This window comes from Oleiagrimonas soli (assembly GCF_000761445.1).
Classification (GTDB): domain Bacteria; phylum Pseudomonadota; class Gammaproteobacteria; order Xanthomonadales; family Rhodanobacteraceae; genus Oleiagrimonas; species Oleiagrimonas soli.
In genome coordinates this window covers 103717-121500 of the sequence record NZ_KN196470.1, presented here as the reverse complement: position 1 = coordinate 121500, position 17784 = coordinate 103717, and the positions used below count along the sequence as shown (strand labels likewise).

The following is a 17784-nucleotide window of genomic DNA, read 5'->3' as shown; positions in this document are numbered from 1 at the left end:
GCAATCCCGTCTAGTTCATCGCAAGCCTATTCAATAAGTATCGCCTTAGACTGTCGTCATTACTTGCTCTATCCAGTATCCGTGAGACCTCTCCGTCAAGCTCCCGTTGCTCAAAACACTCGTCAGAAGAATCCGTGAGCATATGAATCAGGTGGCTCTCCCATCTCAGAAGGGCTTCGTACCGCTGATCCAGCAACTCCGATCTATCATAGACACCCACCACACCAGTAGGCCGATGATTCAGGCAAAGCTCGGCTACACTGGTTGAGACGCCTAGCTCCGCAAGATACGTGCGAACCGTGCGCCTCAGATCATGGATTACCATACCTGGCGGAAGCCCATTAATACCCCGAAGCGCTGCGTTAAGCGCTGAACTCGATAATGGCTTTTGGCCATGACCTTTGCTAGAAGGAAGAACCCATTCGCTTCCTGCCGAAAGTTCCTGCAGCTCGATAAAGATTGCAGTCACCTGATTCGACATCCTGTGCCGTATCGGTGTCCGATTCTTACTGTTCTCTTTGGGGATATCCCACACTCGATTTTCGAGATCAACGTCAGTCCACTTAGCCGCTAGCAGCTCCCCTTTGCGCACCGGTAATAAGAGGAGCAGACGTAGCGCTAATTTCTGAGGTTTTGAAATGCTACTAGTCTCAATAGCATGCAACCACATGGGAATTTCTTCCGAAGTCAACACCCGATCACGATGCCGTACCGCTGCTATATGCTGAGGGTCTATTCCAGCTACGGGGTTCGCTATCACCATTCCTCGGCTCAATGCATAGTCAAATACTCGCTTCAACACGCTTCTAACCCTGCGCGCGGCTTGTCCATGGCCTCGCGAACGCACTTTTTCTATACATGTCCACAACGCTGTCCGATCGATGTCAGAAGGGACCATCTTGCCGATAACCGGCAAAATATCTCGCTTCAAATACGTTTCGTCTTGGCGAGAATTTTTGTTGGACGGGCGGAGAATTTCATCTATCCACCTTTTCGCAACGTCCTCAAAATTTGCCGTATTCGCTGATCTGGCTTTCGCATTTCTCTTCTCCTCCGCTGGAGAAATACCCCGATGAACTAGATCAACCATCTCGCGGTAGCGTTGCCTAGCGGTCGCAAGACTCATGTTGGGGTAGAAGCCAATCGTGACCTTCTCCCGTTTGCCATGAATTCTGTATCGATACCGGAACGAAAGTCTCCCTGTGGGCATGACCTCGACGGCGAACCCTTCATATCGAGGACTCTTCTCATAGACGGTGTAACGCTTTGTCCTCGGGTTGCTTCGAAGACTTTCTAGATACCGATCTGTGAACGCTTTAACTGCCATGAGAAACGGGACCACCAGTTGATTTGTTCAACTTAGCACAGATGCGGGTCCCATAGGTGGTCCCAAAATTGGGGAGCTTTCACTAGATGTCCCTGGAAGTCTATGGACAATAAAAAATATATTAATCAATACTTTATATTTGATACACGGACAAAGATGGACAACTGTGGACAAATTTCTACTTGCCGATGCAGAACGATCCGAAAATCGCGCCCAGCAGATCGTCGGCGTGGTAGTCGCCGGTGATCTCCGACAGCGCGCGCTGCGCCTGGCGCAGTTCCTCGGCGACCAGTTCGCCGGCGCGGGTGCTGGACAGGGTCTCGTCGGCCGCGGCCAAGTGCGCGGCGACCGCTTCCAGCGCCAGCACGTGGCGGCGGCGCGCGCTGAACGCGCCTTCGATGTCGCTGCCGGCCTGTCGGCGCAGCAGCCGGCGCAGGCCGTCGAGTCCGTCGCCGCTGCGCGCGGACAGCCACAGCCAGTGCGCGTCGGTGCGTTCTTCGTGGCGCGGCTCGCGGCCGTCGCGGTCGATCTTGTTGACGACGACCACGCGCACCGCGCGCTCGGGCAGGCCGGCGAACAGCGCCTGATCGGACACGGCGTGCGCTTCGTCGGTGACCAGCAGCGCCAGATCGGCACGGCTCAGATGTTCGCGCGCACGGCGCACGCCTTCGCGCTCGACCGGATCGTCGCTGTCGCGCAGACCGGCGGTGTCGAGCAGTTCGATGTGGCTGCCGTCGAGATCCAGACTCTCGCGCAGCACGTCGCGCGTGGTGCCGGCGATATCGGTGACGATGGCGCGCTCGGCGCCGGCCAGCGCGTTCAGCAGGCTGGACTTGCCGACGTTGGGCCGACCGATGATGGCGACGCTGAGGCCATCGTTGAGACGCACGCCGCGGCGGGCTTCGGTGAGCAGACGGTCCAGCTGCGCGCGCACTTCGCGCATCTGCTCGGCGATGGCTGGGTCGGCCAGGAAGTCGATCTCTTCCTCGGGAAAGTCGATCGCCGCCTCGACGTGCACGCGCAGCGCGATCAGCGCTTCCAGCAGCATCTGCACGCGTTCGGAGAACACGCCTTCGAGCGAACGCAGCGCCGCGCGCGCGCCGCTTTCCGAGCGCGCCGCGATCAGGTCGGCGACGGCCTCGGCCTGGGCCAGGTCCAGCTTGCCGTTGAGGAACGCGCGTTCGGTGAATTCGCCCGGCCGCGCCAGCCGCGCGCCCAGCGCACAGACGCGGCGCAGCAGCAGGTCGAGCAGCACGCGGCTGCCGTGGCCCTGCAGTTCCAGCACGTCTTCGCCGGTGTAGGAATGCGGTGCGGGGAAGTGCAACAGCAGGCCGCGATCGATCAGCGCGCCGTCGTCTTCGCGGAACGAGGCCAGATGCGCGTGGCGCGGTTCGGGTTCGCGGCCGAGCAGGGTGGCGGCGATGGCCGCCGCGCGCGGACCGGACACCCGCACCACGCCGACGCCGCCCGCGCCGGGCGCGGTGGCGATGGCGGCGATGGTGTCGTTGTCGGCGTGCGTCGGGGTGTTCACGGAGCACGATCATGGCGCAGCGCGAACGGCTGCGCCATGGCTGCGATCAGGCCGGCTTGAGCTTCTTGCCGCCTTTGCCGCCCTTGCCGTTGTCGGCGGCATCGAACTGGCGCATCACCCACCACTGCTGCGCCACGCGGCACAGGCCGTTGACCAGGTAGTACAGCACCAGGCCGGACGGGAAGAAGGCGAAGAACACCGGGTAGATCACCGGCATCCACTTCATGATCTTGGCCTGCGTGGCGTCCATGCTGGCCGTCATCGGCATCAGGCGCTGGGTCAGCAGCATCACGCCCATGTACAGGATCGGCAGCACGAAGTACGGGTCGGCGGCGGACAGATCGTGGATCCAGCCGATGAACGGCGCCTGGCGCAGCTCCACGCTTTCGCGCAGCACGGTGTACAGGGCGAAGAACACCGGAATCTGCACCAGCAACGGGAAGCAGCCGGCGACCGGATTGATCTTCTCCTTCTTATACATCTCCATCGTGGCTTGCTGCAGCTTCTGCTTGTCGTCGCCGTAGCGCTCCTTGAGGGCGTCCATGCGCGGCTTGAGCTTGCGCATCTTCGCCGCCGAGCGGTACTGCGCGGCATTGAGCTTGTACAGCAGCACGTTGATCAGCAGCACCACCAGGATGATGGCCAGCCCCCAGTTGCCGGTCAGACCGTGGAACCAGGTCAGCAGCATGTGCATGGGCGCGGCGACCACGGTGAACATGCCGTAGTCGACCGACAGGTCCAGACCCGGCGCGATGCCGCCCAGTTCGTTGCGCAGCTTCGGACCGACGTACAGACGCGACTGGCTGCTGGCGGTGGCGCCCGGCGCGACCTGGAAGCCCGGGCCCAGCTCGCGGATCAGGTAGCGCGGGTTGCTGCCGTCGACGACGTGCGTGCTGAACTGCTGCGCCTTCTTCTCCTGCGGCAACCACGCGGCCATGAAGTAGTGCTGCTCCATCGCCATCCAGCCGCCGGTGACCTTCTTGTTCAGCGCGTCCTTGGCGAAGTCGTCGAACTTGATCTTGTTGAACTTGTCCTCCGGCCCGTACCAGGCCGCACCGAAGAAGCTGTAGCGCGACTGGTCCGACCACTTGGCCAGGAAGTTGGTATGCACCGGCTCGGGCGGCACCACGCGTTGCAGCTGGCGGTACGGCCAGCCGGTCCAGGCCTTGGCGCTGCCGTTGTCGACCTGCTGGTCCAGACCCACCACATAGCTGCCGCGGGTGAAGGTGTAGCGCTTGACCACTTTCACGCCGCTGGCGTCGGTCCAGGTGAGGTCGACGTTCAGCGTTTTCTGGCCGGGCTGCAGGGTGTAGCTGTCCTGCGCGGCGTGGAACATCGCGCGCTGATCGGGCGCGGCGCCGTCGCGGCTGAGCAGGCCGCTCTGGGCGACGAAGAAATGGCTTGCGCTGTCGCTGAACAGCTGCACCGAGTCCTTCGACTTCAGCTTCGCCGGATACTTCAGCATCGCGCTGCGGATGATGCTGCCGCCGCGGCTGTCGATGGTCAGACGCAGCACGTCGGTGGTCACGGTGACCAGCGGGCCATGCGTGTCGGCCGGGGTCTTCGCCGTCGCGGCCTGTATGTGCTGCTGCGGCGCGCTGGGCACGCCGGACGCGGAGGTCGGCGCCGCCGATGTCGCGGACGCGGCGGGCGCGCCGTCCACGCTGGGGACGCTGGCGTCGAGGTCGGACGAGGAAGGCGTCGCGGCGGATGCACTGGACGCAGCCGCGGCGGGCGCGGGCGTTGCCGGCGTGTGGTAGTCGTGTTGCCACTGGGTCCACAGCAGGTAGCCGACGAAGGCCAGCGCCAGGAGCAGGAACGAGCGCGTTTGGGGCATGACGAGTGATCCGGTGTCGGTCGCAAGGAATCTGCGGCCCGTGAGCCGATCCGCCTGGATCGGCAGAAACGTAGGTCAGCCCGCGATTGTGCCGGGCGCGGGCCGGCGCATCAACGTGCGCGCTGCCGCAGGCGTTCCCACAGACGGTCCAGTTCGGCCCGCAGTTCGGCGCCGGGGCAGGCGGCGGCGGACGGATTGGCGACCACCAGCACGTCCACCGGCGGCAGCGCCGCGCGGGCGTGACGGAACGATTCGCGCACGATGCGCTTGATGCGGTTGCGGTCGACGGCGCGCTTGGAGACGCGGCGCGAAACCGCCTGCCCCAGACGCGCAAAGCCGACCTCGTTGTCCCGGTAGCGGATGCGGAAACATTCGCTGCCGAGACGCCCGGTCGGCTTTCGCAGTGCGGCAAAGTCTGCGGCGCGGCGTAGCCGCGACGAAGGCGGCATGCCGGCGTCAAGCATGATCGACCCGCTTACGGGATCAGGCGCTTGCGACCCTTGGCGCGGCGCGCGTTGATGACCTTGCGACCGTCGGCGGTGCGCATGCGGGCGCGGAAACCGTGGGTACGGGCGCGCTTGAGCTTGCTCGGCTGGTAAGTCCGCTTCATGGCGTGCTCCAGAACTGATACAGGGAAAAAGACGCGGGAGTATGCGAAGCAAAACGCCTTCTGTCAAGCCTTTCGTGCCTCTTTCGGGGCGCCTCCACGCGCACGGAGCCGCGCGCGCATGCTGCTAGACTGGTGGCTTGAACTGCGCGTCCGGCGCATTCGCGAACGATGTCGGTGAAGTGTACATGAGTGATTTATGGCGGCGCTGCCTGGAGCGCCTGGAAGGCGAACTGGATGCCGAGGACCTCAACACCTGGCTGCTGCCGCTGCAGGCACGCGAGGACGAAGGCGCCCTGCGGCTGTTCGCACCCAACGCCTACACACTCGACGTCGTGCGCAGCGACTATCTGGAACGCATCCGCGCCGTACTGGAGCATCTGAACGGCGGCGCGGTCAACGTGCACGTCAGCGTCGGCTCGGCCGGCGCGCCGCGCGCCGAGAAGCCGGCTTCCGCGCCGGTCGTGAACGGCAACGCGTCCGCACCCGCCACGCCCAGCCACAACCTCGATCCGCACTACACCTTCGAGACCTTCGTCGAGGGCAAGTCCAACCAGCTGGGCAAGGCCGCGGCGATGCAGGTCGCGCAGAATCCCGGCCGCGCCTACAACCCGCTGCTGCTGTACGGCGGCACCGGCCTGGGCAAGACCCATCTGATGCACGCGGCCGGCAACCTGATGTGCCAGCAAAAGCCGGGCACCAAGGTGTTGTATCTGCGCTCGGAGCAATTCGTCAGCGCCATGATCGAGGCCTTGCGCGCCAAGAACATGGACGCCTTCAAGCGCCGCTTCCGCTCGGTCGACGCGCTGCTGATCGACGACATCCAGTTCTTCGCTGGCAAGGACACTACGCAGGAAGAGTTCTTCCACACCTTCAACGCGCTGTTCGAGGGCAAGCAGCAGATCATCCTGACCTGCGACCGCTACCCGAAGGAAGTCGACAAGCTCGAACCGCGCCTGAAATCGCGCCTGGGCTGGGGTCTGTCGGTGGCGATCGAGCCGCCGGATTTCGAAACCCGCGCCGCCATCCTGCTGTCCAAGGCCCACGAGAAGGGCGTGGACGTGCCCGAGGACGTGGCCATGCTGCTGGCGCGACGCATCCGTTCCAACGTGCGCGATCTGGAAGGCGCGCTCAACACGCTGGCGGCGCGCGCCAACTTCTTCGGCCGCGCGATCAGCGCCGATTTTGCCCAGGAAACGCTGCGCGACCTGCTCAGCACGCATGCGCAGGCCGTGACGGTACCGAACATCCAGAAAACCGTGGCCGACTATTACCAGGTGCGCCTGTCCGACCTGCTGTCCAAGCGCCGCGTGCGCTCGCTGGCGCGGCCGCGGCAGTTGGCCATGACCCTGGCCAAGGAGCTGACCGAGCACAGCCTGCCCGAGATCGGCGAGGCGTTCGGCGGCCGCGACCACACCACGGTGCTGCACGCCTGCCGCACCATCCGCACCCTGATGGACAAGGATGTGCGACTGAAGCAGGACTGGGACCAGTTGATCCGTATACTCACAGGCTGAGAAGCTGTGGATAACCGGTGGACGTCGCCGAGCGCGAAAGTTATCCACAGGACGAACACAGTTTGCAAGCCGACAAGCACACCGGCAAGAACGAAGCAACAAATTGAATGTTAAGGGCTTTTTTGGCTTTTCCAGTCATCCACAGGACCAGCCACTACTGCCTTTTTCTTTAAACAACCCTTTTTTAGGATTGGGGATAAGGGGCACAGACATGCAATTCGGGATTCAACGTGAAGTGCTGCTCAAGCCGCTGCAACAAGTGGTAGGCGTGGTGGAACGGCGGCAGACGCTGCCGGTGCTGGCCAACCTTCTGGTGCAGGCGCAGGACGGCAAGGTGGCCTTTACCGGAACCGACCTCGAAGTCGAGATGGTCGCGAACATCGCGGTCGAAGGCGCCAGCGACGGCGAAGTGACGATTCCGGCACGCAAACTCTTCGACATCGTGCGCGCATTGCCCGATGGCGTGCATATCGATCTGGCGCTCAACGGCGAGCGTGTGGCGCTGAAGGCCGGACGCAGCCGGTTTACGCTCGCCACGCTGCCGGCTAGCGAATTCCCGACCATTGATGACATCGAGCTGGTCGAGCGTGTCAGCCTGCCCGAAGCGGTGCTCAAGGATCTGATGGACCGCACGGCCTTCGCGATGGCCAACCAGGACGTGCGTTATTACCTCAATGGCATGTTGCTGGATCTCAACGAAGACACCTTGCGTTGCGTGGCCACCGACGGTCATCGTCTGGCGCTGGCGGAAACGGCGCTGTCCTCCGGCGTCGGTTCGCGTCGGCAGATCATCATTCCGCGCAAGGGCGTGATGGAGCTGATTGGCCTGTTTGAAGCCGGCGACGGCGAGGTCGAGCTGGAATTCGGTCGCAATCATCTCCGCGTGCGTCGCGGCGAGGTGACGTTCACCTCGAAGCTGATCGACGGTCGTTTCCCGGACTACGAGGCGGTGATTCCGATCGGCGCCGACAAGGAAGTGCATCTGCAGCGCGACGCCCTGCGTGCCGCGTTGCAGCGTGCGGCGATTCTTTCCAACGAGAAGTATCGCGGCGTGAAGCTGGAAGTGAGCCCGAACAAGCTGCGCATCATCGCGCACAACCCGGAGCAGGAAGAGGCCGTCGAGGAACTCGAAGCCGAGACCGGCGTCGACGATCTGGCCGTGGGCTTCAACGTCGGCTATCTGATGGACGCGCTGGGCGCACTGGCCGGCGACAAGGTGCAGGTCAACTTGCGTGATGCGCAGTCCAGTTGTCTGCTGCAGTCGAGCGAGGACGATCGCATTCGCCACGTGATCATGCCGCTGCGCCTCTGATCGCGCCGCGTTCGCCGATCCGATCCACCCGACGCCGGGCGCGCTCTTTCACGAGGCGTCCGGCGTTTCCATATCCGGAGTCCATCGTTTGTACATCCGCCGCCTGCAGATCCAGGGTCTACGCAGCCTCGACGACGTTCGCATCGAACTGGCGGAAGGCCTGCACGTGCTGGTCGGACCGAACGGTGCCGGCAAGAGCAGCGTGCTGGAGGCGGTGTATCTGCTGTCGCACGGGCGTTCGTTCCGTTCCGGCGCGCGTGAGGCCCTAATTCAACGCGGACGCGATGCGCTCAGCATCTATGCCGAGGTCGCGGTCACCGAGGACCGAACGCACCGTCTCGGACTGGGGCGGCAATCCGGGCGCTGGCAGGCCCACATCGACGGCGAAGCCGGGCACACCATCGGCGAGCTGGTCGCGCATTGCGCGGCAATCTGTTTTGAACCCGGTTCGCACGCATTGATCGCCGGTGCGGCGGAGGAACGGCGACGTTATCTGGATTGGGGCGTGTTCCACGTGGAACACGCTTTCCTGATGCAGTGGCGCCGCTATCAGCGCGCATTGCGCCAACGCAATGCGACGTTGCGGGCCGCGCGGGTGCCCGACGCTGCGGCGCTGGAGCCCTGGGAAGCCGAAATGAGCCGTGCCGGCGAGGCCGTCGAAGCGGCGCGTCTGACGTATGTGGATCGCCTGCGACCTCACCTCGAACGTCATTTGCAAAACCTGCTGCCCGAACTCGGGGCGATCCGTCTCGAATACCGAAGGGGCTGGACCGAGGAACGCTCTTTGCAGGACACCCTCATCGAGCGGCGCGAGCGCGACGCTTACCGCGGACATACCGCAGCCGGCCCGCACCGCGCGGATTGGGCTTTAGTGTTCGAGCATGCGCCGATGCGCGAGCATCTGTCGCGAGGCCAGGAGAAACTCTGCGCACTGGGCTGCATGCTGGCGCAGGGCAGTCTGTACGCGGAAGAACATGGCGCATGGCCCATCGTGTGCCTTGACGATCTTGCGTCCGAACTCGATCAGGCACATCAGCGCAGCGTCGTTCAATCACTGGCCGGCGTGCGGGCACAAGTGCTGGTGACAGGCACCGAGGCCGTATCCGCGATGGACGGAATCGAGGTCAACCTGTTCCACGTGGAACAGGGCGCCGTGACCCGCCGATAAGCGCCGTTTCGCGCACAGAGCCGCACGCGGTGGCCCGATTCGGGCGCCTGCTATACTGGCCGGAATGGCTTCCTAGCCCCTGTGTTTTCACGCCCGGCAGCGTCCGGGCTTGCGGCAGTCAAGCATGAACCAAACCTACGATTCCAGCAGCATCAAGGTCCTCAAGGGTCTCGAAGCGGTGCGCAAACGTCCGGGCATGTACATCGGCGATACCGATGACGGCACCGGTCTGCACCACATGGTGTTCGAAGTTGTCGACAACTCCATCGACGAAGCGCTGGCCGGTCACTGCGATCGCGTGATCGTGACCATCCACGAGGATGGCTCGGTCAGCGTGCTGGACAATGGCCGCGGCATCCCGGTCAAGGAACATGCGGAAGAGGGTCGTTCGACGGCCGAGGTCGTGATGACCGTGCTGCACGCCGGCGGCAAGTTCGACGCCAATTCCTACAAGGTGTCGGGCGGTCTGCACGGCGTCGGCGTGTCGGTGGTGAACGCGCTCAGCGAGAAGCTGTGGCTGACGATCTACCGCGACGGCCAGGAGCACTACCAGGAATACGCCGACGGCGAACCGCAGTTCCCGATCAAGGCGGTCGGACCGGCCAGCAAGAGCGGCACCCAGGTGCGTTTCCTGCCCAGCCCCAAGACCTTCACCAACATCGAGTTCCATTACGACATCCTGGCCAAGCGCCTGCGCGAACTGGCCTTCCTGAACTCCGGCGTCAGCATCGAGCTGCACGACGAGCGCAGCGATCGCCATGACGTGTTCGCCTACGAAGGCGGCATCAAGTCGTTCGTGCAGCACCTGGCGCAGCTCAAGACCGCGTTGCACCCCAACGTCATCAGCATCAGCGCCGAGCAGGACGGCATCACCGTCGAGCTGGCGATGCAGTGGACGGACGGCTACCAGGAAACGATGTTCTGCTTCACCAACAACATCCCGCAGCGCGACGGTGGCACGCATCTGACCGGCTTCCGCGCGGCGCTCACGCGCACGCTGCAGAGCTACATCGAGAAGGAAGGGCTGTCGCGCGGCAAGGTGAACCTGGCCGGCGACGATATGCGCGAAGGCATGATCGCGGTGCTTTCGGTCAAGGTGCCGGACCCCAAGTTCTCCTCGCAGACCAAGGACAAGCTGGTGTCGTCCGAGGTCAAGACCGTGGTCGAGCAGGTGGTGAACAAGGAGCTGGGCGACTTCCTGTTGGAACACCCGGCCGAGGGCAAGGCCATCGCCTCCAAGGCCGTCGACGCCGCCCGCGCCCGCGAAGCGGCGCGCAAGGCGCGCGAGATGACCCGTCGCAAGGGCGCGCTGGACATCGCCGGGCTGCCCGGCAAGCTGGCCGACTGCCAGGAGAAGGATCCCGCGCTGTCCGAACTGTTCCTGGTCGAGGGCGATTCCGCCGGCGGCTCGGCCAAGCAGGGCCGCAACCGCAAGACCCAGGCCGTGCTGCCGTTGAAAGGCAAGATTCTCAACGTCGAGAAGGCGCGTTTCGACAAGATGCTGTCCTCGGCCGAGGTCGGCACCCTGATCACCGCGCTGGGCACCGGCATCGGCAAGGACGAGTACGACCCGAACAAGTTGCGCTATCACCGCATCATCATCATGACCGACGCCGACGTCGACGGTTCGCACATCCGCACGCTGCTGCTGACCTTCTTCTACCGGCAGATGCCGGAGCTGATCGAGCGCGGCCACGTCTACATCGGTCTGCCGCCGCTGTACAAGATCAAGCAGGGCAAGAACGAGCTGTACCTCAAGGACGACGCGGCGCTGGACGACTATCTGATCTCCAACGCGGTCGAAGGTGCGGAACTGCTGTACAGCCCGGACGCGCCGCCGATCAGCGGCGAAGCGCTGGAGAAGCTGCTGCGCGATTACCAGAACGCGCTGAACCAGATCGGCCGCCTGTCCGCGCGCTGCGACGCGCTGGTGTGGACGGCGATGCTGGAATACGCCCCGCTGGAAGCGGCACTGTGGGACGATGCCGCCGCCATGCAGGGGTGGCTGGAAGGCCTGGCCGGGCGCCTTGCCGCCAGCGGTCTGGGCAAGCCGCGCTTCCGCCTGGCGCATCGCGCCGCCAGCGGCGAGCAGCCGGCGGCGATCGAGGTGGTGCGCAACCAGCATGGTCTCGAGCACACCTGGATCCTCAACAAGCCGTTCTTCGCCGGCGCGGAATTCCGTCCGGTGCTGAACGTGGCGCGTGCGCTGCACGGACTGGTTCAGAACGGCGCGGAGGCGCGCCGTGGCAATGCCTCGCGCGGTGTGCTGCATTTCTCCGACGCGCGTCAGTGGTTGCTGGACGAGGCCAAGAAGGGGCGCAGCATCCAGCGCTTCAAAGGTCTGGGCGAAATGAATCCGGAGCAGCTGTGGGAGACCACCGTCAATCCGGATACCCGTCGCATGCTGCAGGTCGGCATCGAGGACGCGGTCGCGGCGGACCAGATGTTTTCCATGCTGATGGGCGAAGCGGTGGAGCCGCGACGCGAATTCATCGAGAGCAACGCGTTGCGCGTGGCCAACCTCGATATCTGACCATCGGCGCGCAGGTACGCGCGTATTCATGCAGTGCTCGGCATGCTCGAAGCATGCCGGAAGATCAAATGTAAAATTTCAGTAAAATCAACACTCTGGGCTTCCCGGAGCAGCTACGCTGCCGACTTGAGCTGGCAGCGATAGTCCGGGTACTCTTGAAGTCTTCGCCGCGCGAAACAGGGTGCGGCTACAGCAACGAAGAGGTGGGCGATGAAGTTGGTATCGTTTTCGAAGTATCTGCTGGCGGGCCTTTTGGTGCTGCCGATGGTGGCCACGCCGGCGATGGCAGGCGGCCACAAGAGCGAAGAGCCTGCGAAGAAGGAATCGCAGTATCCGAACGCCACGCGCAAGGAGCCCAAGCTCGACCTGACCAAGCAGTCCGATGCGGATCAGCTGAACAAGGGTCTGGCGGCCGTGAACTCGGGCGATTCCGCGACGGCCAAGCAAATCCTTCAGCCGTTCGCCGACGGCACCGGCACTAAGAGCAAGTATGTGCAGGCGCTCGCGCAGCAGGGTCTGGCGAACGTCGCCTATCATGCAGGCGATATGAACACCGCAATTGATCTGTTACAGAAGGCGTTGGCTAACGGTGTTCTGCCGAACGACACCTATTTCGGTCTTGAGTACGAACTCGCGCAGTTCTATTTGATCCACGGGGACTACCAGAAATCGATCGATACGGTCGAGAAATGGCGCGCCGAGGGTCGCAAGGAGACGGCCGATTCGTACGCGCTGGAAGGCAAGGCTTACTATCGTCTTGATCAGTATCAGAAGGCTATCGACTCGATCAAGAAGGCCATGTCGATGACGGACAAGCCGGATGATTCGTGGAATCAGGTGTTGGCTGCGAGCTACGCCGAGACCGGTAACTCAGATGAAGCGCTGGCTACGGCCAAGCAGCAGTTGGCGAAGCATCCGGGTGACATGACCACCCTGAACAACACCGTTTCGCTGTTGGTCGGCGCAAACAAATATTCCGAAGCGCTCGACCTTATGCAGGATGCCTACAAGAAAGGCGAGTTCAAGGAAAGCAAGAGCTACATCACGCTGGCCAAGCTTCATCTGATGAAGGCGCAAGATGCGAACGATCCCAAGCCTGAAGCACAGGCTGCGGTGACGGTCATCAAAGACGGCATCAGCAAGGGCATTGTGAAGCCGGATTATCAGGCCTATCGCGTCGAAGGTGATGCGGCCTATTTGAGCGACGATATCAAGGGCGCAATTACTGCCTACGACAAGGCATCGACGTCCGCGCCGGACGGCGAACTTGATCTTCAGACCGCGAAGCTGCTGCTAAGTGAAAAGAAATTCAGTGCCGGTCGCTTGAAGGCACGTAGTGCGCTGAAGCGTGGCATCAAGCACGAGGGAGAGGCATACGTGGTCATCGCCGAATCCGAACGCGCCATGCATAACGAGTCAGCCGCGATCGCCGCTATGCGAAAGGCGGAGAAGGACCCCACGACGCGTGCCAAGGCGCAAGCATGGCTTAAAAAAGTGTCACGCTAGTTTGGCATAAGTAATTGAATTTCAAGGGTTTTTGTACACATGAACCGGGCCTATACAAAACCGCTTCACTGGTGTACCTTGGATGACTTCCGCTCCACGGATGGGGCGACGCGCGGTACTCGTCGTGCGTCGCCCCTTGCTGATGGACAACAAAATTTCGTTGGGTTTAGCAATTGACAAATGGCCTCACAGACTGACAACTCCGGCCGCGTGCCGTTCAACTGGAGACGAACCTGGGCGACGGCGCTGACCATTGCTCTGCACGGTTTCGCGCTCCTGCTGCTGGCATCGCCAGCGGCGCCGCCGGCGAGCAAGGAGAAGCCGAGGGACAAGGTGGTCCAGGTGACCTTCATCGAACCGCCGCCGCCGCCGCCGCCGCCGCCGCCGCCGCCGCCGCAGCCGCCGAAGATTCCGCCGCCGAAGGTGATCAAGCAGGTCAAGCCGCCACCGACGCCGCCACCGCCGGCCCCGCCGCCGCCGGTAAACGAGCCTTCGACGATGGCACAGGCCGCGCCGCCGCCGGCTCCGCCGGCCCCGCCGGCCCCGCCGACGACGATTGCTCCGGGTCAGGATCTTTCCTACCGATTGCGACATCCGCCACAGTATCCGGCCCAGGCGCGCCGTCAGCGTCATGAAGGTACGGTAATTCTGCTGGTGCTGGTGGGTGTCGATGGGTCGCCGAAGGAAGTGAAGGTGGATCAGTCCAGCGGTTATCACGAACTCGATCGCGCAGCGATCCAGGCCGCGAAGCGCTGGCAGTTCAACCCCGGCACGCGCGGTGGTGTACCTTTCGAAGGCTGGGCGAAGATCCCGGTCGTGTTCAAACTTGGTGGCTACTGAGTTTCAGTAGACCTTTCCGAATTCACAGCAAAATTTCACGCATGACTTTCCAAGGGTAGCGTTATGTTTCAAGAGACCACTCCGACCAATCCGCCGCCGCCCACGATGGGTGGTGACGCCAACGCCCAAGCCATCTCGCAGATGGGCTTCGACAACCTGATCCACAACTTCGACGCACTCGGCTGGATCGTGTTCGTCACGTTGGTGGTGATGTCCCTGCTGTCTTGGTACTTCATCATCGCGAACTTCATTCGCAACTCGATGATCCGTTCGCGTGCGGACAAGGTCATCGCCGCGTTCTGGAACAATCCCTCGGCGCAGGAATCCATCCGTGAGATGGAAGCCCAGCCGAAGTCGGAGCCGTTCTCCAAGATCGCCCTGGACTGCGCTTCGGCCGCGGCCCATCACCAGCGTTCGGATGGCGGTCGCCTGGCCGAGTCGCTGAACCGCTCGGAATTCATCGACCGTGCCCTGCGTCAGGCCGTGGCTCGCGAGAGCCTGCGTCTGGAAGGCGGCATGACCCTGCTCGCCACCGTCGGTTCGTCGGCCCCGTTCGTCGGTCTGCTCGGTACCGTGTGGGGCATCTACAACGCCCTGATCGGCATCGGCGCCAGCGGCGAAGCTTCGATGCAGGCCGTTGCCGGTCCCGTCGGTGAGGCGCTGATCATGACCGCCATCGGTCTGTTCACCGCTATCCCGGCCCTGCTGGCCTACAACTTCTTCACCCGCTCGAACCGACTGACGTACGCGCAGTTCGACGAATTCGCGCACGATCTGCACGACTTCTTCGCCACCGGTGCGCGTGTTGACGCCCCGGCTCAGCCCAAGAAGTAAGCAGGAGGACTGAATCATGGCGATGAGCGCCGGAGGTAATGACGGCGGCGTGATGTCGGAAATCAACGTCACGCCCCTCGTGGACGTGATGTTGGTTCTGCTGATCATCTTCATGATCACGGCACCGCTGCTGACGCACAAAGTGAAGGTCACGATTCCGACGGCCAATCCGGAAGCCGGCAAGACGAAGGTCAACAAGCCGATCGACTTGGCGATCAAGCCGGATGGCAGCATGTACTGGAACGACCGCGAAGTGTCCAAGGCGGAACTGGTCGCGAAGCTGAAGGTTGCCGCTTCGCAGAGTCCGCAGCCGGAACTTCAGATCCGTGCGGACAAGACCCTGAAGGTCGCCAACATCAAGGCGGTTCTGAAGGATGCGAAAGACGCGGGAATGGTGCACACCGCATTCATTTCCACGGGCAAGCAATGACCTGAGCCGCTCGCGGGCGGCCAACGGGCAGGGGCGTTTGCGGCATGGCTTCATGCGCCCCGCTCTTCGACGAGCACAATCACAGTTAGTAGGCGCGGTCCCGGCAGAGGTATGCTGAGGACAAGGCGAATCCTCGCGGATTCGCGGCGTCGGAGGATGCAACATGGCTTTCAGTTCCAACGCAGGTAAGGGCTCGGCGATGTCCGAGATCAACGTCACGCCCCTCGTGGACGTGATGTTGGTGCTGCTGATCATCTTCATGATCACGGCGCCGCAGTTGACGCATCGCATCAACATCGATCTGCCGCAGCCGAACCCCAACACCAAGCCGCCGGAGAACCCGCCGGAACCCTTGCGGCTGACGATCCAGGCGGACGGTTCGCTGTACCTCAACGACGTGCCGATCAGCGAGGCTGGACTCAAGCTGCAGCTGGAAGTCTATGGCAGCAAGCCGTTGGACAAGCAGCCGGAGTTGCAGATCGCGGCCAATGACAATGCGCAGTACGACGTCATGGCCCACGTGCTGGCCGACGCCAAGAGCGTGGGTATGCAGAAGATCGGCTTCCGCGACATGGATCAGTAAGGCACCACCCTTGGTGCAACATGCTAGTGACGGGCGCTTCGGCGCCCGTTTTTTTATGTCGGGAGTTTGTGCCTGAAAGCGCGGATAGTCTGCGCCGCGTGGCGTGGCGTAGCGGCTCTCAACGGAGAATGTCGAGATAGCGACGCACGGTGGCGTCCAGGCCGGCATACAGGGCTTCCCCGATCAGCGCGTGACCGATCGATACTTCGGCCAAACCCGGAATGGCCTGCTTGAAGGCGCCCAGATTGGCCTGGCTGAGATCGTGGCCGGCATTGACCGCCAGCCCGGCCGCGTGGGCACGACGCGCGGTCTGTGCGCAGCGTTCCAGTTCGACTTGGGGTTTGCCGGCGGCGAAAGCGTCGGCGTAGGGACCGGTGTAGATTTCCACACGGGCCACGCCGGCTTCAGCGGCGCGGGCGAAGCCTTCATCATCGTCGTGACCGGCATCGATGAACAGGCTGCAACGCGCGCCGGCGGCATGAATCGCGTCCAGCGCCGGTTTCAGTCGTTCTATGTCGCTGCGCAGATCGAAGCCATGGTCGGAAGTGATCTGCTCGTCGCTGTCGGGCACCAGGGTGACCTGGGTCGGGCGCGCTTCGCGCACCAGTTCGAGGAAGCCCGGGTAGCCCTCGCGCGGTCCGGCAAAGGGATTGCCCTCGATGTTGAATTCCACGCGCCCGCGGGTCTGCGCGGCCAGGCGGCGGACATCGTCGGGACGCACGTGGCGCTGGTCGGGACGCGGATGCACCGTGATGCCACCGCATCCGGCGTCCATGCAGACGCGCGCGGCTGTCGCCATGTCGGGCTGGTCGTGGCCGCGCGAATTGCGCAGCACGGCGATCTTATTCAGGTTGACGCTGAGAACGGTCATGCTGGAATCCACAGCAAAACGGCCCATTACTTTACGCAAAGCCGATCCGGCTGAACAGAAAACGCACGTGTGACGTGGCGCGAGCAAAAAAAAAGCGCACGTGCGTGACGTGCGCTGCAATCGAGGGGAAACCAGAGAAGAGAGGAACCACGTCCGTGTGGTCAGCATTCCACGATGCAAGACGTTGTACGGGCTTGCAAAAGATTGGACTGGCGCCGGATGGGAAAGTTCCCGCCGCTTCAGGATTCGGTCATGTGCAGCCAGTGCACACGACGCGGCGCCCCGCGCCAGGCCAAACAGGCGGTGAAATCCGGCCTGGCCAGCGGGTGCAGTTGCCAGGCACCGGGCGGGCCGACAGGTCCGTCGAAGGCATGCGCCACGGGCTCGCCCTCGACCAAGCGGAACGCGACCCGATGCAGGCCATAGCGCAAGCCTTCGCCGAGTCCCTTGAGCACCGCCTCCTTCGCGGTCCACAGGCGCAGGAAGGCGTCGGTGCGCTGCGTATCGGGCAGCGCGGCGATGCGGGTATGTTCGTCGATGGCGAAAAAACGTTCCGCGAGCGCCAGTGCACGTGGTCGCGGACGTGAGACCTCGATGTCGATGCCCAGTTGCGGCAAGCCACGTGCGATCGCGACCAGGGCGATGTCGCCGCTGTGAGACCAGTTGAAGTCGAGCGCAGTCGGCGCATCGCGCAGGACCGGGCGACCGTGCTCGCCGTCGTGGAACTGCACGCGGTCCGAAGTCGTGTCCAGGTAGGCCGCGAGCAGACGGCGCAACGGCGCGCGGCCCTCGCCGCGGCGATAGGGCAACCGCCAAACGTGCACGGCGTCGTCGGACAGATCCCGCGACGCGCGTGCAGGCAGGGCGGTGTCGAAAAGCGTCACGCGC

At 63.2% G+C, this 17784-nt stretch carries 16 protein-coding genes; 9 read left to right on the top strand and 7 right to left on the bottom strand.

From position 1 onward, the window contains the following. Positions 1-10: 10 nt before the first annotated feature. The 5 genes from LF63_RS16440 to rpmH all read right to left on the bottom strand — a co-directional run bounded on the left by LF63_RS16440 (position 11) and on the right by rpmH (position 5305). Positions 11-1327: a tyrosine-type recombinase/integrase gene (locus tag LF63_RS16440; protein ID WP_081945017.1), complete on the bottom strand. Its 1317-nt coding sequence runs from the start codon at positions 1325-1327 to the stop codon at positions 11-13. 178 nt (positions 1328-1505) lie between these two features. Continuing rightward, the gene (mnmE, locus tag LF63_RS00595) at positions 1506-2858 is read right to left on the bottom strand and encodes a tRNA uridine-5-carboxymethylaminomethyl(34) synthesis GTPase MnmE (protein WP_043098912.1); all 1353 of its coding nucleotides are present in this window, start codon (positions 2856-2858) and stop codon (positions 1506-1508) included. Positions 2859-2904: 46 nt separating this feature from the next. Continuing rightward, on the bottom strand, positions 2905-4695 hold the full coding sequence (gene yidC, locus LF63_RS00590) for a membrane protein insertase YidC (RefSeq protein ID WP_052394453.1): 1791 nt from the start codon (positions 4693-4695) through the stop codon (positions 2905-2907). Between the two features lie 110 nt (positions 4696-4805). After that, a complete protein-coding gene (gene rnpA, locus LF63_RS00585; protein ID WP_081945016.1) occupies positions 4806-5159 on the bottom strand; it encodes a ribonuclease P protein component in 354 nt (117 codons plus the stop codon). Positions 5160-5170: 11 nt separating this feature from the next. Then, a complete protein-coding gene (gene rpmH / locus LF63_RS00580; RefSeq protein ID WP_043098911.1) occupies positions 5171-5305 on the bottom strand; it encodes a 50S ribosomal protein L34 in 135 nt (44 codons plus the stop codon). A gap of 185 nt (positions 5306-5490) precedes the next feature. Between rpmH and dnaA the strand changes: the two genes are divergently transcribed. From dnaA to LF63_RS00535, 9 genes are all read left to right on the top strand, one after another. Further along, positions 5491-6819: a chromosomal replication initiator protein DnaA gene (gene dnaA / locus LF63_RS00575; protein WP_043102752.1), complete on the top strand. Its 1329-nt coding sequence runs from the start codon at positions 5491-5493 to the stop codon at positions 6817-6819. A gap of 211 nt (positions 6820-7030) precedes the next feature. Continuing rightward, positions 7031-8131: a DNA polymerase III subunit beta gene (gene dnaN, locus LF63_RS00570; RefSeq protein WP_043098910.1), complete on the top strand. Its 1101-nt coding sequence runs from the start codon at positions 7031-7033 to the stop codon at positions 8129-8131. A gap of 88 nt (positions 8132-8219) precedes the next feature. Next, on the top strand, positions 8220-9299 hold the full coding sequence (gene recF, locus LF63_RS00565) for a DNA replication/repair protein RecF (RefSeq protein ID WP_043098908.1): 1080 nt from the start codon (positions 8220-8222) through the stop codon (positions 9297-9299). Positions 9300-9423: 124 nt separating this feature from the next. Next, a complete protein-coding gene (gene gyrB / locus LF63_RS00560; RefSeq protein ID WP_152569190.1) occupies positions 9424-11832 on the top strand; it encodes a DNA topoisomerase (ATP-hydrolyzing) subunit B in 2409 nt (802 codons plus the stop codon). Between the two features lie 210 nt (positions 11833-12042). Further along, positions 12043-13338: a tetratricopeptide repeat protein gene (locus tag LF63_RS00555; RefSeq protein WP_184655074.1), complete on the top strand. Its 1296-nt coding sequence runs from the start codon at positions 12043-12045 to the stop codon at positions 13336-13338. A gap of 180 nt (positions 13339-13518) precedes the next feature. Continuing rightward, a complete protein-coding gene (locus LF63_RS00550; protein ID WP_043098904.1) occupies positions 13519-14178 on the top strand; it encodes an energy transducer TonB in 660 nt (219 codons plus the stop codon). A 105-nt stretch (positions 14179-14283) separates the two neighbouring features. Next, on the top strand, positions 14284-15012 hold the full coding sequence (locus LF63_RS00545; RefSeq protein ID WP_043102749.1) for a MotA/TolQ/ExbB proton channel family protein: 729 nt from the start codon (positions 14284-14286) through the stop codon (positions 15010-15012). Between the two features lie 16 nt (positions 15013-15028). Continuing rightward, positions 15029-15442: an ExbD/TolR family protein gene (locus LF63_RS00540; protein WP_043098903.1), complete on the top strand. Its 414-nt coding sequence runs from the start codon at positions 15029-15031 to the stop codon at positions 15440-15442. 163 nt (positions 15443-15605) lie between these two features. Next, complete coding sequence (locus LF63_RS00535) at positions 15606-16025, top strand: ExbD/TolR family protein (RefSeq protein ID WP_043098901.1); 420 nt, start codon at positions 15606-15608, stop codon at positions 16023-16025. Between the two features lie 118 nt (positions 16026-16143). Here LF63_RS00535 and LF63_RS00530 read toward each other — a convergent pair whose 3' ends face one another. Then, a complete protein-coding gene (locus LF63_RS00530) occupies positions 16144-16896 on the bottom strand; it encodes a pyridoxine 5'-phosphate synthase (RefSeq protein ID WP_043102746.1) in 753 nt (250 codons plus the stop codon). A gap of 239 nt (positions 16897-17135) precedes the next feature. Then, positions 17136-17780 (bottom strand): 4'-phosphopantetheinyl transferase family protein, encoded by a 645-nt coding sequence (locus LF63_RS00525; RefSeq protein ID WP_052394451.1) that lies wholly within the window; start codon positions 17778-17780, stop codon positions 17136-17138. Between the last annotated feature and the right edge of the window lie 4 nt (positions 17781-17784).